The following is a 20461-nucleotide window of genomic DNA, read 5'->3' on the forward strand; positions in this document are numbered from 1 at the left end:
GCCCCGACCCACCACCGCAGCGACGGGAGCACAGCATGATCGGGACCCCAGAGCCCTCCGACGACACCGCGGGGCCGCCACCCCTGCCGGGCTGTGCCGAGGACGCGGCCGGCGCGCTGAAGCAGATGTTCGTGGACCTGACCCAGGGTGTGCGGATGGCCCGCGGCCAGGACCCCGTCAAGCGGCCGGTGTTCCTCAAGCCGCACGGCGTGGCCCGGGGCACGCTCACGGTCTCCGACGACCTGCCGGCGGACCTGCGCGTGGGGTTCCTGGAGAGCGCCCGCACCCAGGCCGGCGGTCTGTCCGCCTGGGTGCGGTTCTCCAGCGACACCGTGCCCGGCAGTCCCGACCTGATGACCACCCTCGGCATCGGCATCAAGCTGTTCGGCGTGCCCGGCCCGAAGCTGCTGGAGGGCTACGCCGAGGCCGGCACCCAGGACCTGCTGTTGCAGAACTTCGACGTCTTCTTCGTCGACACCGCCCAGGACATGTGCGAGTTCACCAAGGCCGGCGTCATCGACGGCAGTTACGACAGGTATCTGGAAGCCCATCCGGTCACCCGCGAGATCCTCGACGCGATGGCCACGTTCGAGCCGAGCGCGCTGACCGCCACCTACTGGGGTGTGCTCCCCTACGCCTTCGGGCCGGATCGTTTCGTCAAGTACAAGCTGGTGCCCGCCGGTTGCGAGCCGGGCGACCCGGCGGCGACTCCACCCGACGAGGACCCCGCCTACCTCGGTGCCGACCTGGTCCACCGGCTCAAGGCCGGTCCGGCGGCCTTCGACCTGATGCTCCAGTTCCGCACCGACGACGAGAAGATGCCGCTGGACCAGGCGACGGTGCGGTGGGAGGAGTCCGAGAGCGCCCCCGTGAAGGTGGCCCGACTGACCCTCCGGCAGCAGGACGTCACGGCCCGCGGCCAGGCCGCGTACGGGGAGAACCTCGCCCTCAACCCGTGGCACGCCCTCGCCGAGCACACCCCGGTGGGCAGCATCGCCGAGGCGCGCAGGACGGTGTACCTGGCCTCGGCCGAACAGCGCCGCGACGTGAACGGCGTCCCGACGGCCGAGCCCGGCCCGGCCCGGCCGCGGATCACCCCGCCGGCGGCCCGTGACACCCGGATCGTCCGGGCCGCCGTACACCCGGCCATCGGCGTGGCCCGGGTCGGCGACAGCACGATGGACGACTTCGTCCTCGCCCCCGAGGTCGACGATCCCGCCCCGCTGCCCGCCGGGAGCTACAAGGACGTCACCGGCGCCCTGAAGCGCCAGGCCGTCCGGTTCCGGGTCTACGGCTACAACGCCGCCGGCGAGCCGGTCGCCGAACTGACCGCCGACAACGCCGACCTGCGCTGGACCGTGCACGTCGCCAACTCGAAGGCGGCCTGGTACCAGTTCCAGATCGCCCTCGACATCCCCGAGGCGCACCAGGCCGACGCCAGCAACCTGCGCAACCCCAAGATCCAGGCCGACCAGCGCAAGGACCTCCTGGTCATCGACCCCGGCCCCCGCTCGGTGCGCGGACGCAACCGCTCCGACAAGCCCGAGTACCGCTTCGACACCGGCACCTTCATGGGCAAACCCGTCTACCTCGGGGAGCTGCGCACCGACGACAGCGGCCGGCTGATCTTCCTCGGCGGCCACGGCGTCTCGGCCTCGTCGACCGGCACCCCCGCCGACACCTTCGCCAACAACGACGGCTGGTACGACGACACCTCCGACGGCCCGGTCACCGCCGAGGTGAGCATCGACGGACGGCCCGTCCCGGTCGAGCCGGGCTGGGTGGTGACCGCGCCCCCCAACTACGCGCCCGAACTCGCCTCGGTGCGCACGATGTACGACCTGGTGCGCGACTCCTTCTTCAGCGCCGGGCAACTCCCCGAACCGCGGCAGGTCTCGTTCACCCGTGACGTCCTGCCCGTGCTGCGCCGGCTGTCCGGCCTGCAGTGGGTCAACAAGGGCCTGGCCACCCAGTTCGGCTTCGGCGGACGCGAGCCCCTCCTCGACCCCGCCCGGGTCGCCGCGCTGGCCGACCCCTCACCCGTCCAACAGGATCTGCGCCGGCAGATCTGGCTCGCCGTCCGCGACTACGAGCGCGACGGCATGTCACCGGTGCCCTGGCCGGCGGTCTACGGCGACGCGATGAACCTGCCGCCCCAGTCCGTGCGCCAGCACACGACGCTCTCGGCGCTGCAGTACCGCCTCCTCCAGCGCTGGGCCCGCGGAGACTTCGTCGACGACCACGATCCGACGGCCGCGCCGCCCGCCACCCTCGACGACGTCCCGTTCGCCGAACAGCCCGGGACCCTCGACCGGGCGGCCCTGTCGTTCTGCCTCGCCGACGCCTTCCACCCCGGCTGCGAGCTGACCTGGCCGATGCGCCACATCACCCTGTACAGCGCCCCGTTCCGGGTGCGGCACCGCGACCCGCTGGCGCCTCCCCCGCCCAACTACGGCCAGAAGCTGACGCCGGAGCTCGCGCTCTCCCTCGACGGCCCGCTGCACGCCCAGGGCCCGGGCGACCTGACCCGGTGGATGGCGGTGCCGTGGCAGACCGACACGGCGAGCTGCCGGTCGGGCTACGAGTACAGCGTCTCGCTCGGCTTCGGCCCGTACGACCCGTACCTGCCCACCTTCTGGCCGGCCCGGGTGCCCAACCACGTGCTCGCCGAGGAGGACTACGAGGTGGTGATGGACACCACCCGCCCGATGGCCGATCGCCTGGCCGCGTTCCGGACCCGGCGGACCTGGCTGCGCTGGCTGCCCCGCGACTACACGGCCAACATCAACGCGATGGTGCAGGACTTCGGCAAGCTCGGGGTGGTCGAGCGCAGGCCCGGCCCCACCGACGACCCCCGCCTCCCGGCGGAGGTCATGGTGGAGTCCGAGGTGAGCTTCCCGCCCGAGCCCGCCCCGCCGGCCGGGCGCAACCTGGTCACCGTGCACGTGGACCGCGGCGCGGACCCCGCCCTGGGCGCGGCCGCGCTGGCCACCGCGGTCACCATGGCGGACGCTCCCGACGAGGAGGTCTCGGCCGGGTTCATCGACAAGGTCAAGCGCCTGCGGCCCAGCCGGTGAGCCCCCGCCCGCCGCTTCGCGGGCGCCCGTGCGGACCCGTCGACGCCGTCGTGGCGGGCGGCGGTCCGGCGGGCGCCGTGGCGGCGCTCGTCCTGGCCCGGGCCGGCCACCGCGTCGTGCTCCTGGACGACGGCGGCCAGTCCCCGCCACGCGCCGCGCCCCCCGCCCGGCCCGCGTTCAAGATCGGGGAGTTCCTGCCGCCCGCCGTCCGGCCGCTGCTGGGCGACCTCGGGCTGCTGGACGCCTTCCTGGCGTCCGGTCACCCCGTCTCCACCGGCACGTACGCCGCCTGGGGGTCGGAAGCGCTGCACGGCCGCAGCCACCTGTTCGACCCGTACGGGCACGGCTGGCACCTCGACCGTCCCCGCTTCGACGCCTTCCTGCGGGACACGGCCGTCGAGGCCGGCGCCGAACTGCGGCAGGCCACCGCGCTGGAGCGGATCGACGACCGTCTGATCGTCCGCGAGCGGGCCGGCGCCGCCGTGGCGGAGCTGTCCGCCCGCTGGACGGTCGACGCCACCGGCCGACGCTGCGTCATCGGCCGGCGCAGCGGCCACCGCCGACGGCAGGACCGGCTCGTCGCCGCGTACGCCGTCTTCCCCGACCGCCACCCGTCGAGCCCGGCGCAACCGGCCGGCCCGCAGGACGCCGAGGCCCGCACCCTGGTGGAGGCGGCGCCGCACGGCTGGTGGTACACCACCCGTATCCCGGCCGGGCGCCTGGTCGCCCATCTGACCGACGCCGACCTCGCCGACCCGTCCCTGCGCACCCCGCAGGGCTTCTGGCAGGCGCTCAGTCGCACCGTCCACGTCCGGCGCCGCCTGACCGGCCACGGCCCGGCCGCGACGCCCGTGCCGCGCTGGGCGCCGGCTCACGGCCTGCGGCTCACCCCGGCGGCCGGACCGGGCTGGGTGGCGGCCGGGGACGCCGCCCTCGCCTTCGACCCGCTCTCCTCGCAGGGCATTCTCACCGCACTGCACACCGGCGCCCGAGCCGGACGGGCCGTGGCCGACTGCCTCGCCGACGGGGGACGGACGAGGACATCGCTCGCCGACTACACGGCGTTCCTGGACGGAATCGCGGCGGCCTACCAGAGAAGTCATGCGTACGCGTACGACCAGGAGCGGCGTTGGCCCCTGAACCCCTTCTGGCGTCGCCGCCGAACAGCGGACGGCCTCGCGGCGGCGTCGACGGCGGACCGGCCGACGGCAACCGAGCCCCGCTACGCGGCGGCCAGGGCGGACCGGAAGAACCCGGTCAGCTTCTCGGCCGCCGCCCCGACGTACGGCTCGCGGTCGTAGAGGTCGACGTGGCCGGCGCCGTCGATCCAGTGGAGTTCCTTGGGGCCACGGGCGGCCTGGAAGGCTTCGACGCTCATCCACGAGGTGACGGCCTCGCGGCCGGCGACCATCAGCAGCGGGCGCGGCGCGATCAGGTGGACGAAGCGGAAGGCGTCGAAGAAGGCCATCCGGTCGACGCTGGACCAGGTCAGCGACTTCGCCGAGCGCGGGTGGGCGGCGCGCGGGGTGCAGTAGTACTCCCAGCCCTCCACGGCGTGGCGGCCGCCCAGGGCCGCGGCCTGTTCGGCGCTGTCGGGGAAGAGCGGGAAGCTCTGCGTGCCCTCGCCGCGGGCCTCGGCGGTGCGGGCGGCGCAGGCCGCGTCGAGCAGGCCCTGGAAGACGGCCGGGTCCTGGGCGCCGTCGGCGCCGAGGCGGAACTGGCGGGCGATGTCGACGGCGCTGACGGTGGCGACGGCCTTGATCCGGTGGTCGGAGGCGGTCGCGGCGAGGAGGTAGCCGCCGGACGCGCAGATGCCCAGCGCGCCGATCCGGTCGGGGTCGACCTCCGGACGGGTGGTCAGGAAGGACACCGCGGCCTTGAAGTCCTCGACCCGCTGGGCCGGGTCCTCCAGGCCGCGCGGCCCGCCCTCGCTCTCGCCCTGGTGGGCGGCGTCGAAGGCCAGGGTGACGAAGCCCCGCTCGGCGAGCAGCCGGGCGTACCGGCCGGCGGTCTGCTCCTTGACCCCGGTGCCCGGGTGGCCGACGACGACCGCCGGGCGCGGGCCGGTGAGGCCGATGTCGCCGTCCGGGACGTACAGGTGGCCGGCGAGCTTCAGGCCGGTCGAGGGGAAGCGGACGTCGATCCTCATGGGGTTGCTCCTGTCACGGTGGGAAGCGGCCACCGGTGGTCGGCCGCGGATCCACCGTGGCCCGCGCCCGGCAGCCGGTACCAGGGAGGGATCTGCCTATGCACGCCAGTACCAGGCACGGCCCCGCGCACCCGGCGACACTGGAGCCATGACCTTCCACAGCACGGACGCCGGCGGCAACGAACTGGGCGACTTCCTGCGCGCGCGCCGCGCCGCCCTGGACCCGCGCCGGCTCGGCCTGCCCGACGACGGGCGCCACCGGCGGGTGCCCGGTCTGCGCCGTGAGGAGCTCGCCCAACTCGCCCATGTGAGCATCGACTACATCGTCCGCCTGGAGCAGGGGCGCGCCCGCAAGGTCTCCCGGCCGGTGCTCGACGCGCTCGCCGACGCGCTGCTGCTCGCACCGGACGAGCACGCCTACCTGGTCACCGTGGCGGAGGCCGTACCGGCGGCACCGGTGCCGGGGCCGGGCCGGCCCCGGGTCGACCCGCAACTGCGGCACCTGCTGGCCACCATGACGGACGTACCGGCGATGGTCCTCAACCGGCGCCTGGACGTGCTGGCCTGGAACCGGGCCTGCGCCGCCCTGCTCACCGACTTCGCCGCGCCGGCGCCCGCCGAGCGCAACCTGATCCGGCTGACCTTCCTCGACCCCGACTACCGCGCCCTCTACGCGGACTGGACCCGCTCCGCGCGCGAGTGCGTGGCGGTCCTGCGCATGGAGGCCGGCCGCCACCCGCAGGACAAGGCCCTCGCCGCCCTGATCGGGGAACTGAGCCTGCGGGACGCCGACTTCCGCACCTGGTGGGCCGACCATCGGGTCCGCGGCCCGCGCCAGCTCACCAAGACCTACCTGCACCCCGTCGTGGGGCCGATCACCCTCGACGTCCAGCAGTTCTCCGTCGACACCCAGCCCGACCAGCAGTTGGTGGCCTACACCGCCGAGCCCGGCTCCGCCGCCCAGGAGGCGCTGCGCCTCCTGCTCCGGGAGCCGGCCGTGGTCCCGGAGACGACCGAACTCCGTGAGACGGCCGCGGCCGGCCCCGGAACGCGGGAGGACTCGGGAGCGTAGCCCGCGTCAGGACAGCGGACCGGCCAGCAGCCGGGCGGCCAGGTCGTGCAGTTCGGCCACCAGCTCCTTCGTCAGCCCGCCGTGGTGCTCCTGCTGGTCGTCCGCGCGATGCAACCATCCGCGGACCGGCCACAGCGGCGAGCCGGGGTCGTCGAAGGGGCACAGCTCGAAGCCGATCCGCTCGGCCGCCACCAACGGATCGAGGCGCCCGTCCAACAGGTCCCGCAGGCAGTACCGGGCCAGCGCCCGGTCGCGGCCCTCGAAGGTGGTGGGCAGCCGCAGCGCCGGCCAGAGTTCCTGCTCCAGTTGGAACAGCAGCCGGCGCGCCTCCGAAGCGTCCGACTCGGACAGCACGCCAAGCTCCCACAGGCCCGGGGTGTCCGCCCCGCCGGCCAGTGCCGTCCGGGCAGCCTCCACCGCCGCGGAGACCGTCCCCGGATAACCGCCCAGGTCGCGTTCCAGCAGCACCCGGCGCAGCGGGTCCAGTGCCTCGTCCAGCTCCATGGCGCGAGCCTAGCGGTTCTGCTCGAACCGTTGGCCGGGTAGCGAACCTCGCCAGGTCTTGCGGTCATGCCGGTCGTTGCGGAGAAATCCCGCGACGGTGCTCGCGGGACATGCCAGTGTGAGGGCGTGACAGAGATCGAGATGGTGGATGTGTTCGCGGCCGGACACCGGGGTGGGCGCGGGAGTCTCTACGCGTATCGGGTGCGCGGGCTGGGCCGCAGCGCGGTGGTCCTGTGGGTCGGTGGCGAGGGCGACGAACCTGATCAGGTGCTGACGTTGCCGGAAGTCGATCGCTGCCGGGTGCCGGTGTTCATGACTGTTCGGCAGGTACGGATGTACGTGAGCCGACGGGGGCGGAGGCTGGCCACTCCTGAGGCCGACACGCTGGAGCTCACCCGTGTCCAGCGTTGGCTGGAGGACCCTGTGCGCCGTCGCGTCCCCGCGGGTGCCGTGCTGGAGGCGTGGAACTTCTTCGAGGACCTGGCCCGAGGACTCGGCGGGGTCCACCGGCTGCCCCGGCAAGGCGCGGTGCATGACAGCGCCTACGAGAAGCTGTTCGGAGGCGAGTGCGCCGCGTGGACTCCCGCGGAGCAACGCGCGGTACTGGAACTGGTCACGGCCGGGGTGGAGCTGTGGAACTCCTGTCCGGTGATCGTGAATCCCTGTTCGACGATCGCCGTCGACGGTGGACGGGGCGTCCCCCAGGGCTTGTGATCCGTGCGTGGGCGTGCCGTGCCTCCGCGCTGGTCCGATCGGGTGGTGCCCGGCGGTTCCCGGCTCGGACGGGCGCCGCGGACGCCTAGGGTTCGGTCCCGTGACCGGCAACGACGTGGTCCTGGTGCTGGTGGTGGTCACCGCGCTGGGCTTCGACTTCACCAACGGCTTCCACGACACCGGCAACGCCATGGCGACCTCGATCGTCACCGGAGCCCTCCCCCCGCGCATCGCGGTCGCCGTCTCGGCGGTGCTCAACCTCGTGGGCGCGTTCCTGTCCACGGCGGTCGCTGCGACCATCGCCAGCGGCCTGGTGCACAGCCAGGACGTGACGCTGACCGTGGTGGTGGCGGGCCTGACCGGCGGCATCCTGTGGAACCTGACGACCTGGTACGCGGGGATCCCCTCCAGCTCCTCGCACGCGCTGATCGGCGGCGTGGTCGGCGCGACCATGGCGGCGGCCGGCACCTCCGCCGTCAAGTGGCAGGGCCTCGTCTCCAAGGTGATCGTGCCGGCCGCCCTGTCCCCGTTCATCGCCGGCATCGTCGCCGCGCTCGGCACCTACCTCGTCTACCGCCTCACCCGCGGCGTCGCCGAGGACGCGCGCACCCGGGGCTTCCGCAGCGGCCAGATCGGTTCGGCCTGCATGGTCTCGCTCGCCCACGGCACCAACGACGCGCAGAAGACCATGGGCGTCATCACCCTGGCCCTGATCGCCAACGGAACGCTGGGCGCCGACGCGAAGGCCCCGACGTGGGTGATCGCCTCCTGCGCTGCGGCCATCGCCCTGGGCACCTACGTCGGCGGCTGGCGGGTCATCAGGGCGCTGGGCAAGGGGCTGGTGGAGATCGAACCGCCGCAGGGGCTGGCCGCCGAGTCGGCCTCGGCCGCCGTCATCCTCTGCTCCGCCGACTTCGGCTACTCGCTCTCCACCACCCACGTCGCCACCGGGTCGATCCTCGGCTCGGGGGTCGGCAGGCCGGGCGCGGCCGTACGGTGGAACATCGCCCGCCGCATGGTGGTGGCCTGGCTGCTCACCCTCCCGGCCGCGGGCCTGGTCGGGGCGCTGGCCTACTGGACGGCCCGGGGGATCGGCGGTACGGGCGGGGTGGTGGCCGTCTTCGCCGTCCTGGTGGTGGCCTCGATCGCCTTCTACGTGGCCTCCCGCCACCCGGCCGTCACCCCGGAGAACGTCAACGCCGCCTGGACCGGCTCGGTCGTCCCGGAGCCGGTCACCGAGGACGAGACCCCCGACGAGGTGGCCCGGTGAACACCTGGATCAATCCGGACGCGCTCTGGAAGATCGTCGTGGTCGGCATCCTCGCCGGCGCCGGCCTGCCCGCGCTGTTCGCCGTCGGCGTGCGGGCCCTCAACCCGCCCGTCCCACCGGCCGGGGCCCGCGGCTACACCGTCGCGGTGGGGTGCTTCGCGGTGGTCCTCGCCGCGATCGGCTGGGGCATCTCCCTCATCGTCGGCCACAGCTGAGCGGATCGGCGCTCAGCCTTCAGGGTTTGCGGTGCCGGCCGCGCGGCTTCTCGCGCGGCTGGGCCGGTGCCATCGGGACCACCCCGTCCCCCTCGACGCCGTGGAGGAGGCGCTGCGCGGCGGCGTAGTCCGGCGCGACGGTCTCCGGGATCCACTGGTAGCCGTCCCAGCGGGACACCAGCCGGGGCTCCTTCGGATACCGGTGGCCCGCGGCGTCCTCGTGGCCGAGGACCACGACTTTGAGCGCGCCGACCGGTCGGCGCCGCGCGTCCCGGCGGGCCGCCCAGGCCTCCAGCGACTCGTCCTCGTCCACTGCTCCTCCTCGCCACGGGGGCGCCCAGCCTATCGGCGGTGAGGTCAGGCCAGGGGCCGTTCGCCGACTGGCGGCTGCGCCGTTCCCGGCCAGACTGAGGGCCTCGGGTGTGCCGACCTAGCGATACGGATCACCATGAACAAGCGCCTGGGTCTGAGCGCCGCGCTGGCCACCGTCTGCGCGGCGCTCGCCGTTCCCGCTTCTGCCCTCGGGTCCGCTGAACCCCCCGCGGCCGTCACCGCGGCCGCCGCCAAACCGACCGTACGGGTGATGCCCCTGGGTGACTCCATCACCGTGGGCGTCGGCAGCCCGACCCGCTCGTCCTACCGGCGCCCCCTGTGGAACCTCGTCGCCGGGCAGTCCCGCTACACCGTGAGGTTCGTCGGCTCCCAGGCCGGCGGAGAGCTGCCGGACACCCACCACGAAGGCCATTCCGGGTACCTGATCGACGGGATCCGCGCCGAGGTCGACCAGTGGATCGCGGCGGAACGGCCCGACGTCGTCCTGCTGCACATCGGTGTCAACGACCTCAACCGCGGCACCGACCCCGGGCACGCGGGCGACCGGTTGAAGGCCCTGCTCGACCGGATCTTCGCGGACCGGCCCGGCGTCACGGTGATCATGCAGGGCGTCATCCCGACCACCCAGGGGCTGAAGTCCTCGCCGACGGCCTTCAACGACCAGGCCCGCGGGCTCCAGGCCCCCGAGGCGAAGGCAGGCCACACGTTCCGCTTCGTCGACCCGCCCGCGCTGACCGCGAATGAGATGTCCGACCGGCTGCACCCGAACGACGCCGGCTACCAGCGGATGGCCGACGCCTTCTTCGCCCCGCTGGACCAGGCGGTCACCACCGGCCGGATCGCCGCCGGCGTGCCCGTCGGCTGAGCCGACACGGCCGGCGGAGGTGTCCACCGGCCGCGTTTCGCCGGCCTTGGGGGCACGATGTTCAGCCCGGTGCGGGGGCCGCCCCGGGACCGGGGGCGGCCGCCCCGCCGTGTGCTTCGTGCTCCCCGGGCGCCGCGGGCTCTTCGAGCTGGTGGATCAGGGCCTTGAGCGTCGCGATCTCGTCGTTCAGGGCCGTCCTGCCCGCCTTGGTGAGCTGGATCCAGGTGCGGGCGCGCTTGCCCTCGTAGCCCTTGTCGATGGTGATCAGACCGGCCTTCTCCAGGACCCCGAGGTGCTGGGAGAGGTTGCCGGCGGTGAGGCCGAGCGTGCCGCGCAGGAAGGTGAACTCCACCCGTCGGGCCTGCTTGGACACCGCGAGGATGCCCAGGCGCACGCGCTGGTGCACGACGTCGTCGAGGCTGCTGGTGGGGTGTTCGCTCGGGTGTTCGCTCATGTGGCGGTCCGCCCCTGGGCCCGCTGGATCAGGGCGAGGCCGACTCCGCCGAGCAGCAGGACGCCTCCGTCGAGCAGCAGGCCCGGGAGGAAGCCCCACGGCGACGGGTCGGGGTTGCCGCCGGAGCTCAGCATGGCGGCCAGGTATCCGCAGGTGATGGCGAGGAGCGGCCGGCTGCGTTCGATCCGGGCGAGCAGCAGCAGCGCCAGGCCGATCGTGCCGGCCGGGGTCACCACCGTGTTGAAGAACGGGGCGAAGGGCGACGGTTCGCGGAGGACGGCGAGGAAGTCCGGGTGCTTGGCCGTCCAGGCCACGTGGGTGGTGATGAGCACGACCAGGACGATACCCAGTGCCAGGTACGGCCCCACCCGGGTCCCCAGACCGAGCCGCCGGGAACGGCGCAGGTAGAACCAGCTGATCGCGGCGTAGGCGAGCACCAGCGCCACCGGTCAGGACCACATGGCCGGCGGCAGGCTGCCGGGTCGGTGGTCGCCCTGGCCCGCGAAAGGTTTGCATGACAAACCAGTCGTGTCCAGAGACCGGTTTGCAGTGCAAGCGATAGGCCGAAACCCAAAGCGGACAAAGTAGGATGGGGAACTCGCGCGCTACGCGCGAAGAGTTCCATAAATGTTCCATTTTGCCCGATTCACCTCCGCTTCACACGCACGGAGCCCCTTCATGGACAATCCGTCCACCGCCGCCGACGTCGGTGGCGCGGTCGACACCGGCGGCGCGATAGAGACACGCGGTATCGAACCCGTCCCCGACCACGAGCGCCGGGGCAGAGTCCGCGAGCTCTTCCCGACCTGGGTCGCGGCGAACATCAGTGTGCTGCTGCTCACCATGGGCGCGGCCCTGGTGGTGTTCAACAAGCTGAACTTCTGGCAGGTCCTGATCGTCGCCGCGTGCGCCGCGCTCGTCTCGTTCGGCATGGTCGGCATCGTGTCGGTCTCCGGGAAGTGGGGCGGAGCCCCGGGGGCGACGCTCTCCCGGGCCACCTTCGGGGTGCGCGGCAACCTCTTCCCCGGTGCGATCCTCTGGGTCGCCCGGTTCGGCTGGGAGACGATCAACGCCGTCACCGGCGCCTACGCCGTGCTGACCGTCCTCGACCTGCTGTTCGGGGTCAAGAGCAACACCGCGCTGATCGTCGTCACGCTGTTCTCCTTCGTCGCCTGCACGTTCCTGGTCTCCGGCCTGGGCCGCAAGGCGCTGAACGTCTGCAACACCTGGTCGACATACCTGTTCGGCGTCTTCAGCATCCTGGTGCTGGGCTACCTGATCGCGACCATCCACTGGAGCGAGGTCTTCGCCAAGCCCGCGGGCACCACCGCGATGATGATCGCCGGCATCGGGACCATCGCGGCCGGCGGCATCAGCTGGGTCCCCACCGGCCCGGACTTCACCCGCTACCTGCCGCACGCCGCCTCCGGCCGCAAGATCGTCGGCGTGACGGTCTCCGGCGCCGGCCTGGTGATGGTGCCGATGGTGCTGATGGGCGCCGTGATGGCGGTGGCCTCGCCCGGCCTCGCGGACGCCGCGGACCCGGTCTCCTTCCTCGGCGACCTGCTGCCGACCTGGCTGGCCGTGCCCTACCTGCTGACCGCGATCGTCGGCATGCTGCTGATCAACAGCCTCTCCATGTACTCGGCCGGCTTCACCGCGCAGACCATGGGCGTGAAGCTGCCGCGCGCCATGGCCGTCAGCATCAACGCCGTGATCTCGCTGGTCGGCGGCCTGCTGCTGATGCTGGTCGCCAAGAGCTTCCTGGGCTCCTTCATCACCTTCCTGATCCTGCTCGCCGTCTCCTTCTCGGCCTGGATCGGCGTCTACGCGGTGGACATGTTCCGCCGCCGGTCGCGTGCGGTGCGCTACGACGCCGCCGCGCTGATGGACACCGGCAAGAACAGCCGGTACTGGTACGTCGGCGGCTTCTGCTGGCAGGCGATGGTCTCCTGGGTGCTCGCGCTGCTGATGGGCCTCGCCTTCACCAAGTGCGACTGGTTCGCCGGCCCGTTCTCCGACACCTTCGTCGGCCGGTACGGGCTCGCCTGGGCGGCGACCATCGTGATCTCCGCCGTGATCATGGCCGTGCTGCCGACGCCCCGGGAGAAGACCTCCGGCACCGATCGTCCCGCTGAGCGTGAGGCGGAGCGGGTCACCGCCTGACCGCTCGCCGCACTCCGTACGCCCCCGGACCGCCCGGTCGCCCGCTCATCCGAGCCGGCGACCGGGCGGTCCGGTTTTCGGGCGGACCTCCGTGGACCTCAGCTGTACGGGCTCCAGCGGCCGAAGCGGGCCAGCAGCTCACGGGCGCCGTCCTCGCTCAGGCAGAGCCCGGTGGCGGTGTCCGCGAGGCTCAGGTCGCGCCGGGCGTCGTGGGCGGCCCAGTACGCCGTCCGCTCCGCCGTCACCTCCAGCAGCCGGGCGGCCCGCAGCGCCGCCAGCGGGGAGTCCTTCACCAGCTCCTCGATCCCGTCCGCCAGCCGGCCCAGCAGCTCGGCGAGCTCCTCCGGCAGGGCCACGGCGGCCTTCTCCACCTCCACGGTGTGCCCGTCCCACTCCTGCTCGCAGGTCTCCGCCACGTCGAGGGCCGCCTCGCCGAGCCTCCGCTCGCCGATCGAGTCCCAGTCGAGCGGGTACGCGGGCCCCGACCAGCCGCAGGAGCACACGGCGCGCAGCGCGTGCGCCCGCGGGCGCAGCCCGGAGCTGCCGTCGTAGGCGTGCCAGAGCCTGGTGGTCCGTCCGGCGCCGTGCTCCGTCAGCATCAGGTACGCGGGCTCCGGAACGGTCCCGTCGGCCAGGAGCACCCCGACCGAGCCCTCGTGCGACGCCCCGAACTCGTCCGTCGTCCACGTCTCCCACTCACCCACGGCACCCCTCCACGGCCCGGCCCACCGATGTACGGGAACCGACGATCCCGCAGCGGGCACCCGCGTGTCAGCGGAACGCCGAAAGACCGGCCTTCGGGGACTCTCTGTTCGACCGTCCTGTCGGACCCCGGTGACACGCTCGGCGATCATGGACACCCCGCAGTTCTGGCAGCTGATCGACGAAGCCCGCTCGCAGGTGCCGGCCCCGGACGACGGCGGCGACGTCGCGCGCCGGGCCGCCGCCCTGCTCGCGCTCCGGCCGGTCGAGGAGATCATCGCGACCGAGCAGACCATCTGGAAACTGCTGGCCGACTCCCGCCGGGCCCCGCTCTGGGGCGCCGCCTACCTGATCAACGGCGGCTGCTCCGACGACGGCTTCGACTACTTCCGCGGCTGGCTGATCACCCAGGGCCGGGCGACCTTCGAGAGCGTCATCGCCGACCCGGACCGGCTCGCCGCCCTCCCGGCCGTACGGGCGTTCGCCGCCGACGGGATCGACATCGAGTGCGAGGAGGCCCTGGCCATCGTCTGGCACGCCCACCGGACGGCCACCGGCCAGGACCTCCCCGACGTCGCCGCCCGCACCGTCCAGGACCCGCCGCTGGACGTGCCGCTGGACGCGCCGCTGGACTCTCCGCTCGATCCCGACTGGAACTTCGACTTCGACGACACCGACGAGCTGAACCGGCGCCTGCCGCGCCTGGCGGCGCTGTACGCGAACTAGGAGAAACGGCGGTCGCGGCCTTACACGTCTGTTTTTCGCCTGCATTGCCCATCCGCTGACGGCGCATTACCTCGGCATTACGTCGACGGCGAAGCATTTCGGCCAACTTGTTGCCGTACGGGTGACGCGTTCTCAACAAAGCTGGCACTGTACCGTCCCATCGCCGCAGAGCCTTGCAGTCGCACGAGCACCACCCGATGCGGCGATCACGTGGAGACGTTCCCCCACTCGAACCACCAGCTCTACCGGGCGGCACCACCCTCGGCCGCCCGGCTGACTCCGGCCGTACCCACACGGCCGCCGCAGAAGGAGTTCAGCGTGACTCGATCCTCCCGAAAGACCACCGCCGTCGGCGCGTTGATAGCCAGCGCCGCGATGGTCGTGGCCGCTCTGACGTCCGGTGTCGCGATCGCCGACGAGACCCCCACCGAGGCCCCCGCCGAGGTCCAGGCGATCGCCGGCGCGCTGCCGGTGCAGCTGTCGCCGGAGCAGCGCGGCGAGTTGCTGGCCTCCGCGGACGCGTCACTGGCGGAGACGACCAGGTCGCTGAACCTGGACTCGAAGGAGGCGCTGGTCGTCAAGGGCGTGATCAAGGACGCCGACGGCACCCTGCACACCCGCTACGAGCGGACCTTCGACGGACTGCCGGTGCTCGGCGGCGACCTGGTCGTCCACACCGCCGCGGACGGCTCCACCAAGGGCGTCACCAAGGCCACCGAGGCGAGCATCGCGGTCGACACCAGCGCCAAGGAGAGCGCCGAGGCGGCGAAGGGCCTCGCTATGGAGAGCGCCGGGGACGCGAAGGTCGCGGAGCCGGCGGCCGACAACGCCCGCAAGATCGTCTGGGCGGCGTCCGGCACCCCGCGCCTCGCCTGGGAGACGGTCGTCACGGGCACGCAGGAGGACGGCACGCCGTCCGAGCTGCACGTCGTCACCGACGCGAACTCCGGCAAGAAGATCTTCGAATACCAGGGCATCGAGACCGGCATCGGCAACAGCAAGTACTCCGGCCAGGTCACCATCGGCACCACGGCGACCGGCAGCGGCTTCGCGATGACCGACACCACCCGCGGCGGCCACAGCACCTACGACCTGAACGGCACCACCGGCACCAAGTCGCTGTTCACCAACCCGACCGACACCTGGGGCGACGGCACCGTCGCCAACCGGCAGACCGCCGCCGTGGACGCCGCCTACGGCGCCCAACTCACCTGGGACTACTACAAGAACGTCCACGGCCGCAACGGCATCAAGGACGACGGCGTCGGCGCCTACACCCGGGTCCACTACGGCAAGAACTACGTCAACGCGTTCTGGTCCGACAGCTGCTTCTGCATGACCTACGGCGACGGCGACGGCAACGTCAAGCCGCTGACCTCCATCGACGTCGGCGCCCACGAGATGACCCACGGCGTCACCTCCGCCACCGCGAACCTCGTCTACAGCGGCGAGTCCGGCGGCCTCAACGAGGCCACCTCCGACATCATGGCCGCCGCCATCGAGTTCTGGGCGAACAACCCCGAGGACCAGGGCGACTACCTGGTCGGCGAGAAGATCGACATCAGGGGCAACGGCACCCCGCTGCGCTACATGGACAAGCCGAGCAAGGACGGCAAGTCACGGGACTACTGGTCGGCCGACCTGGGCTCCGTCGACGTGCACTACTCCTCCGGCCCGGCCAACCACTGGTTCTACCTGGCCTCCGAGGGCAGCGGCACCAAGACCGTCAACGGCGTGACCTACGACTCCCCGACCTCGGACGGCCTGCCGGTCACCGGCATCGGCCGGGACGCCGCCGCCAAGATCTGGTACCGGGCGCTCACCACCTACATGACCTCGTCGACCAACTACGCGGCCGCCCGCACCGCCACCCTCCACGCCGCGGCCGACCTGTACGGGCAGAGCAGCGCGACCTACATGAACACCGCCAACGCCTGGGCGGCCATCAACGTCGGCCCGCGCGTCGTCGACGGCCTCCTGCTGGACCCCGTCGCCGGCCAGATCACCGAGGTCGGCGCCCCCGCCGAGCTCCAGGTCAAGGCCGCCAACTTCAACCCCGGCGCCGTCACCTACCACGCGACCGGCCTCCCCGAGGGCGTCAAGCTCCACCCGGTCTCCGGCAAGATCACCGGCACCCCGACCGTCGCCGGCACCTACACGGTCACCGTCACCGCGAAGGCCTCCCACAACAGCAGGGTCGACACGACCTTCACCTGGAAGGTCTCCCCGGGCATCTTCACCAACACCACCCCCATGCCCATCCCGGACGGGGGCCCGGCGGTCTTCTCGGACATCGTCGTCGACCGGATCCCCGGCCAGGCGCCGAGCGACCTCAAGGTGAGCGTGGACATCAAGCACACCTGGCGTGGTGACGTGGTCCTCGACCTGGTCGGCCCCGACGGCAAGGTGTACTCGCTGAAGAAGAGCAACGTCGGCGACTCCGCCGACAACATCATCGAGACCTACACGGTCGACGCCTCCACCCAGCTCGCCAACGGCACCTGGCGGCTCCGGATGCAGGACATGTACCGCAGCGACTCGGGCCACCTCGACGGCTGGAAGCTCATCTTCTGACCGGGCCCGCACCCAGCTGATCGCGCCGGCGCACCCCGCCGGCCGCCGACAGCCCGACCGTAAGCCGCCGGCTTACGGTCGGGCTGTCGGCCTTGGGCGAGGTCGAGGCGGGCGACCACTGGGGGGAGGCCAGCGGGAGGCCAGCGGGAGGGCCGCGGGTGGGCTATCGCGGAGGCCTGGATCAGGGGCGGGATGCGCATGGTGTCGTTCCTTCAGGAGCGAGAGGTGCGAGAGGTATGGGATCGCGGCCGTGAACGGCGTTCGGCGTCGCTCGGTGCGCCGAGGGGCGTGCGGGCGCACGGCCCCGCCGTCCGTGTCACGCGACCGGGCCAACGAGGGGTGCGGACCCGAAGGGGCGGACCTACGGTGAGGGCGGGACGCCGGACGGCCGTCCGCCGACGACGGCGCTCCCGCCGTCGAAGGCGATGACCCGTTCGCCCGGCAGCCGCCCCCCGCGTGGCCGGCCCGGTGCGGCGTCGCCGAATCCGGTCAATTCGGAAACCATGACACTCGTCGCCGCGACGAGTGGGAGGCACCATGAGAAAGCTCCCGGTCGCACTGGCTCTGATCCCCGCCGCCGCGCTGATCACGTCGTGCTCCGGCAACGGTGGAACGGCGTCCGGCGGCAGCACCGCCGCGCCGCAGGCCGGTGTCGTCACCGCCGAGCCCGTGCAGTCCCAGGGCACGCAGACACCGCAGACACCGCAGACGCAGGCGAAGGTGGTGACGGACGGGCTGGGAGACCCGTACGAGATCACCTACGGCCCCGACGGCCGGCTCTGGGTCAGCGAGAAGTCCGGGCTCAAGGTCACCCGGGTCGACCCGCAGAGCGGTGCCAAGACCACCGCCCTCGACCTCACGGGGAAGGCCTTCCACAGCAGCCCGGACGGGCAGGACGGCGTGCTGGGCTTCGCACTGCACCCGGACTTCGGCAAGGGCAAGGACAGTGACTTCGTCTACCTCGCCTACACCTACAAGAACGGCAGCGACTCGGCCACGAAGATCGTCCGCTACACCTCGAAGGACGGTCAGCTCTCCGAGGCGCTGAGCGGTTCTCAGCTCGTGGGCTGCGTCTTCTGGTTGTAGATCTCCTTGCCGTCCGCGTCATAGGCGTGGACGTAGGAGACCGGGGGGAGGGAGCTCCCGTTGTGGCCGGTGGAGACGGCCGCGGTGTGGACGAACGCGCCGCCCGCCATGACGGCCGGGTACTGGGTCGGGTCGTCGCCGTAGCTGACGGTGACCCTGGCGACGTCGGGGGTGTAGTGCCCGGCGTCCAGCGAGAGGAACTGGCCGGCACCGGCCGGCGCGCTGAAGCTGTCGAAGAACTCGATCAGGTGGCCGGTGCCCCACAGGCGGTCGTTGATGAACGTCGCGGGGGAGGCCGCGCTGGTGCCCTTGCGGTCCTTCGCCTCGCACTGCACGTACTGCTTGGCGGAGTTGACGGCGAGGACCACGCCGTCGGTGTTCGACGAGGCGACGGGAGCGCGGACCGCGATCACCGGGTGGAACTGCGACGCCTCGGAGCCCAGGCAGGAGGCCAGGATCTCGGCGGTGGTCCCGGCGTCGATCGGGGTCGTCGCCGTGCTGGTGACGGTGAAAGCGGCCGGGGGGCGGGGGGAAACCGGCACGGAGGGGGCGTCCGGGGTGGCTGCTCCCTGCTGGGGTTCCGGCGAGTGCTGGGGTCCCGATGAGTGCTGTGGTCCCGGCGAGAGCTGTGTCCCCGCCGAGTGCTGTGGTCCCGCCGAGTGCAGTACGGACGGGAGAACCAGGCCCAGGGCCGCCGCGGCGCAGGCCGCGGCCGCGCCCAGGGCGTGCCGGCGGTGGCGGCGCCGGTCGGCGCGTCGGCGGATCTCCGCGGCGGGCAGGGCCGGTGCGGGCATCTGCGTGCCGAGCAGCCGCAGCCGGTCGCCGATGGTGTCGTGGGTGGGGTCAGACACGGAGCTTTCCTTCCTCGCTGGTCGGGGTCTGGTCGGCGAGTCTGGCCGCGAGCGCGGCCCGGCCGCGGGCGAGGCGGCTCTTGACGGCGCTGACGCTGGCGCCGGTCTCGGCCGCGACCTGCTCGATGGACAGGTCGCACATGTGGTGCAGGACCAGGGCGCCTCGCTGTGCCTCGGGCAGGTCGCGGAGCGCGGTGACCAGCATCAGGTGCTCCTCGGTGGGTGGCTCGACGGTGGGTGGTTCCTGGAGGTGGTGACGTCCGGCCAGGTGCAGGCCCCGGGCGAGACGCCGCCAGCGGGAGTGGGCCAGCCGTCGGGCCGTGATCCGGATCCATGCCTCCGGAGCGTCGCCCGAGTCGAAGGCGCGCCTTCGGTCCCACGCGCGGATGAAGGCCTCCTGGACCACGTCCTGCGCCTCGGACCAGTTGCCGGTCAGCGCGTAGAGCTGCCCGGTCAGGCGGGAGAAGGACGCCGCGTAGAACGCGTCGAACTCCTGTGGCGTCATCAAGGGCCTCTCTTCCGGGACTGTCCGTCAGCTCGCGGCACGGGCGAGCGCGAGGAAGCACCCCTCGGTCGCGGCGGTTCAGCCGTACGCCCTGGGTGGAGCCTCCCGCCCTGTACGCACGAGCGACGTCCCCGGGTTGCACCGACGGCCTATGACCTGGATCACGTGTGCGAGGCGCGACCTGCCCGGCGTCGGCAGGCGTACAGGGGTGCCGGCATCAACCGGAAGCCCGCACCGAAAGGACACGGATCCATGCGTATCCGCCCGATCATGTTCATCGCCGCCACCGCCACCGCCGCGGCCATCGCGACCGCAGGGGGAATGGCCACCGCCGCCACCGGCACCCCCACGCCCACCGCCACGCCCGCCCCCGTCGCCCACGGCAAGCCCTCCGGTGCGCCCGCCGCCACGGCCGGCTCCTCGGTGGTCTCCGGCAGCGGCTCGGCCGCTGCCCCCGCGCCTGCCACCCCGGCCGCTTTCACCGTCACCAGCACGGCGACGACCCCGATCGACGCCGGGACCACCGCCGAGATCCTGGCCTCCTGCCTGGGCTCCGAGGCCTCGCAGTTCCACCCGGTGATCGCGGTCCGCGCTCCCGTCGCCTCGTCGGACACCGACGGCGTGGTCCTCGCCGTCAACTCCGCCAAGCAGTACGTGCAGTGCGAGTCGAAGGGCAACAAGGGCACCAGCATGTCCTCCCCGGCGACGTTCATCAACGACCGCCTGTGGGGCGTCGGCCACCGGGTCTCGTTCTTCGACAGCTTCAGCGCGCCGGCCGGTGCCGGCCAGTTCCTCTCGCTGGACGCCGGGCACTACACCCCCGACGTCGCCAAGATCACCATCAGCTACGGCGACAACCCGACCCAGTACCCGGCCGTCATGGCGGGCGGCGCGTTCGTCCACACCGCGGCCATCTCCACCGGCCACAACGAGAAGGCCTCCCCGCCGGTCTCCTACGTCCACGCCTACAACGCGGACGGCAAGGAGATCTACAACCAGAAGACGCAGCCCAACATCAAGGGCGCCCGTCAGTAGGCACTACTCCAGGCACGCGGTGGTGGAGCGGTCATCACGAGTGGATCCGCTCCACCACCCCACCTCGCCACCATCGCCTCAGCTGCCACCCCGCGCGGCCCCTGAGGCGCTGGCGCCGGCAGGGGCCGCCGACCTCCCAGGACGTCGGCGAGCGCAGGTCCCA

Annotated in this window: 20 protein-coding genes; 12 read left to right on the forward strand and 8 right to left on the reverse strand. The window is 72.4% G+C overall.

Annotated elements, in window-relative coordinates; translation table 11 throughout:
• Positions 1-35: 35 nt before the first annotated feature.
• Positions 36-3077: a LodA/GoxA family CTQ-dependent oxidase gene (locus QWJ13_RS29050; RefSeq protein WP_316528173.1), complete on the forward strand. Its 3042-nt coding sequence runs from the start codon at positions 36-38 to the stop codon at positions 3075-3077.
• Positions 3078-3127: 50 nt separating this feature from the next.
• On the forward strand, positions 3128-4378 hold the full coding sequence (locus tag QWJ13_RS29055) for a tryptophan 7-halogenase (protein WP_316528175.1): 1251 nt from the start codon (positions 3128-3130) through the stop codon (positions 4376-4378).
• Here the strand turns inward: QWJ13_RS29055 and QWJ13_RS29060 are convergent.
• On the reverse strand, positions 4300-5226 hold the full coding sequence (locus tag QWJ13_RS29060) for an alpha/beta hydrolase (RefSeq protein WP_316528176.1): 927 nt from the start codon (positions 5224-5226) through the stop codon (positions 4300-4302). The genes QWJ13_RS29055 and QWJ13_RS29060 overlap by 79 nt on opposite strands.
• Positions 5227-5374: 148 nt before the next feature.
• On the opposite strand from QWJ13_RS29060, the gene QWJ13_RS29065 reads away from it, so the two are divergent.
• Positions 5375-6298, forward strand: a complete 924-nt coding sequence (locus tag QWJ13_RS29065; RefSeq protein WP_316528178.1) for a helix-turn-helix transcriptional regulator — start codon at positions 5375-5377, stop codon at positions 6296-6298.
• A gap of 6 nt (positions 6299-6304) precedes the next feature.
• Here QWJ13_RS29065 and QWJ13_RS29070 read toward each other — a convergent pair whose 3' ends face one another.
• Positions 6305-6802, reverse strand: coding sequence for a hypothetical protein (locus tag QWJ13_RS29070; RefSeq protein ID WP_316528179.1), 498 nt, complete (start codon positions 6800-6802; stop codon positions 6305-6307).
• A 126-nt stretch (positions 6803-6928) separates the two neighbouring features.
• Here QWJ13_RS29070 and QWJ13_RS29075 point away from each other — a divergent pair, with 126 nt between their 5' ends.
• The 3 genes from QWJ13_RS29075 (at position 6929) to QWJ13_RS29085 (ending at position 9001) form a co-directional block, all read left to right on the forward strand.
• The gene (locus QWJ13_RS29075) at positions 6929-7516 is read left to right on the forward strand and encodes a hypothetical protein (protein WP_316528180.1); all 588 of its coding nucleotides are present in this window, start codon (positions 6929-6931) and stop codon (positions 7514-7516) included.
• A gap of 100 nt (positions 7517-7616) precedes the next feature.
• The gene (locus QWJ13_RS29080; RefSeq protein ID WP_316528181.1) at positions 7617-8786 is read left to right on the forward strand and encodes an inorganic phosphate transporter; all 1170 of its coding nucleotides are present in this window, start codon (positions 7617-7619) and stop codon (positions 8784-8786) included.
• Positions 8783-9001, forward strand: coding sequence for a hypothetical protein (locus tag QWJ13_RS29085; protein ID WP_316528182.1), 219 nt, complete (start codon positions 8783-8785; stop codon positions 8999-9001). Before QWJ13_RS29080 ends, QWJ13_RS29085 begins: the two co-directional genes overlap by 4 nt.
• A 19-nt stretch (positions 9002-9020) precedes the next feature.
• Here QWJ13_RS29085 and QWJ13_RS29090 read toward each other — a convergent pair whose 3' ends face one another.
• Complete coding sequence (locus QWJ13_RS29090) at positions 9021-9314, reverse strand: DUF6087 family protein (RefSeq protein WP_316528183.1); 294 nt, start codon at positions 9312-9314, stop codon at positions 9021-9023.
• Positions 9315-9449: 135 nt separating this feature from the next.
• On the opposite strand from QWJ13_RS29090, the gene QWJ13_RS29095 reads away from it, so the two are divergent.
• Positions 9450-10199, forward strand: a complete 750-nt coding sequence (locus QWJ13_RS29095; protein ID WP_316528185.1) for an SGNH/GDSL hydrolase family protein — start codon at positions 9450-9452, stop codon at positions 10197-10199.
• Positions 10200-10260: 61 nt separating this feature from the next.
• Here the strand turns inward: QWJ13_RS29095 and QWJ13_RS29100 are convergent, their stop codons facing one another.
• On the reverse strand, positions 10261-10653 hold the full coding sequence (locus QWJ13_RS29100) for a winged helix-turn-helix domain-containing protein (protein WP_316528186.1): 393 nt from the start codon (positions 10651-10653) through the stop codon (positions 10261-10263).
• The gene (locus QWJ13_RS29105) at positions 10650-11099 is read right to left on the reverse strand and encodes a hypothetical protein (RefSeq protein WP_316528187.1); all 450 of its coding nucleotides are present in this window, start codon (positions 11097-11099) and stop codon (positions 10650-10652) included. The genes QWJ13_RS29100 and QWJ13_RS29105 overlap by 4 nt, the downstream gene beginning before the upstream one ends.
• A 232-nt stretch (positions 11100-11331) precedes the next feature.
• On the opposite strand from QWJ13_RS29105, the gene QWJ13_RS29110 reads away from it, so the two are divergent.
• Positions 11332-12819, forward strand: coding sequence for a purine-cytosine permease family protein (locus QWJ13_RS29110; RefSeq protein WP_316528188.1), 1488 nt, complete (start codon positions 11332-11334; stop codon positions 12817-12819).
• Positions 12820-12917: 98 nt separating this feature from the next.
• On the opposite strand, the gene QWJ13_RS29115 is transcribed toward QWJ13_RS29110, so the two are convergent.
• Entirely contained in the window at positions 12918-13523 is a 606-nt protein-coding gene (locus tag QWJ13_RS29115) for a hypothetical protein (protein ID WP_316528189.1), read from the reverse strand.
• Between the two features lie 148 nt (positions 13524-13671).
• Here QWJ13_RS29115 and QWJ13_RS29120 point away from each other — a divergent pair, with 148 nt between their 5' ends.
• The 3 genes from QWJ13_RS29120 (at position 13672) to QWJ13_RS29130 (ending at position 17907) form a co-directional block, all read left to right on the forward strand.
• The gene (locus tag QWJ13_RS29120; RefSeq protein WP_316528190.1) at positions 13672-14247 is read left to right on the forward strand and encodes a DUF4240 domain-containing protein; all 576 of its coding nucleotides are present in this window, start codon (positions 13672-13674) and stop codon (positions 14245-14247) included.
• 375 nt (positions 14248-14622) lie between these two features.
• A complete protein-coding gene (locus tag QWJ13_RS29125) occupies positions 14623-16821 on the forward strand; it encodes a M4 family metallopeptidase (RefSeq protein ID WP_316528475.1) in 2199 nt (732 codons plus the stop codon).
• Positions 16822-17358: 537 nt separating this feature from the next.
• Complete coding sequence (locus QWJ13_RS29130; RefSeq protein ID WP_316528192.1) at positions 17359-17907, forward strand: PQQ-dependent sugar dehydrogenase; 549 nt, start codon at positions 17359-17361, stop codon at positions 17905-17907.
• Here the strand turns inward: QWJ13_RS29130 and QWJ13_RS29135 are convergent.
• Positions 17877-18758 (reverse strand): hypothetical protein, encoded by an 882-nt coding sequence (locus QWJ13_RS29135; RefSeq protein WP_316528194.1) that lies wholly within the window; start codon positions 18756-18758, stop codon positions 17877-17879. The genes QWJ13_RS29130 and QWJ13_RS29135 overlap by 31 nt on opposite strands.
• Entirely contained in the window at positions 18751-19263 is a 513-nt protein-coding gene (locus tag QWJ13_RS29140; RefSeq protein ID WP_316528195.1) for a SigE family RNA polymerase sigma factor, read from the reverse strand. Before QWJ13_RS29140 ends, QWJ13_RS29135 begins: the two co-directional genes overlap by 8 nt.
• Before the next feature lie 252 nt (positions 19264-19515).
• Between QWJ13_RS29140 and QWJ13_RS29145 the strand changes: the two genes are divergently transcribed.
• Positions 19516-20298, forward strand: coding sequence for a hypothetical protein (locus QWJ13_RS29145; protein WP_316528196.1), 783 nt, complete (start codon positions 19516-19518; stop codon positions 20296-20298).
• Positions 20299-20461: the final 163 nt, after the last annotated feature.

The organism is Kitasatospora brasiliensis (assembly GCF_032654805.1).
Lineage (GTDB): Bacteria > Actinomycetota > Actinomycetes > Streptomycetales > Streptomycetaceae > Kitasatospora > Kitasatospora brasiliensis.

Excerpts from the sequence above, each read along its gene's own strand:
- QWJ13_RS29145 (WP_316528196.1), top strand. The coding sequence starts at position 19,516 with ATGCGTATCCGCCCGATCATGTTCATCGCCGCCACCGCCACCGCCGCG.
- QWJ13_RS29130 (WP_316528192.1), top strand. The coding sequence starts at position 17,359 with ATGAGAAAGCTCCCGGTCGCACTGGCTCTGATCCCCGCCGCCGCGCTG.
- QWJ13_RS29110 (WP_316528188.1), top strand. The coding sequence starts at position 11,332 with ATGGACAATCCGTCCACCGCCGCCGACGTCGGTGGCGCGGTCGACACC.
- QWJ13_RS29095 (WP_316528185.1), top strand. The coding sequence starts at position 9,450 with ATGAACAAGCGCCTGGGTCTGAGCGCCGCGCTGGCCACCGTCTGCGCG.
- QWJ13_RS29120 (WP_316528190.1), top strand. The coding sequence starts at position 13,672 with ATGGACACCCCGCAGTTCTGGCAGCTGATCGACGAAGCCCGCTCGCAG.
- QWJ13_RS29050 (WP_316528173.1), top strand. The coding sequence starts at position 36 with ATGATCGGGACCCCAGAGCCCTCCGACGACACCGCGGGGCCGCCACCC.
- QWJ13_RS29100 (WP_316528186.1), bottom strand. The coding sequence starts at position 10,653 with ATGAGCGAACACCCGAGCGAACACCCCACCAGCAGCCTCGACGACGTC.
- QWJ13_RS29140 (WP_316528195.1), bottom strand. The coding sequence starts at position 19,263 with ATGACGCCACAGGAGTTCGACGCGTTCTACGCGGCGTCCTTCTCCCGC.
- QWJ13_RS29065 (WP_316528178.1), top strand. The coding sequence starts at position 5,375 with ATGACCTTCCACAGCACGGACGCCGGCGGCAACGAACTGGGCGACTTC.
- QWJ13_RS29060 (WP_316528176.1), bottom strand. The coding sequence starts at position 5,226 with ATGAGGATCGACGTCCGCTTCCCCTCGACCGGCCTGAAGCTCGCCGGC.
- QWJ13_RS29070 (WP_316528179.1), bottom strand. The coding sequence starts at position 6,802 with ATGGAGCTGGACGAGGCACTGGACCCGCTGCGCCGGGTGCTGCTGGAA.
- QWJ13_RS29125 (WP_316528475.1), top strand. The coding sequence starts at position 14,623 with ATGGTCGTGGCCGCTCTGACGTCCGGTGTCGCGATCGCCGACGAGACC.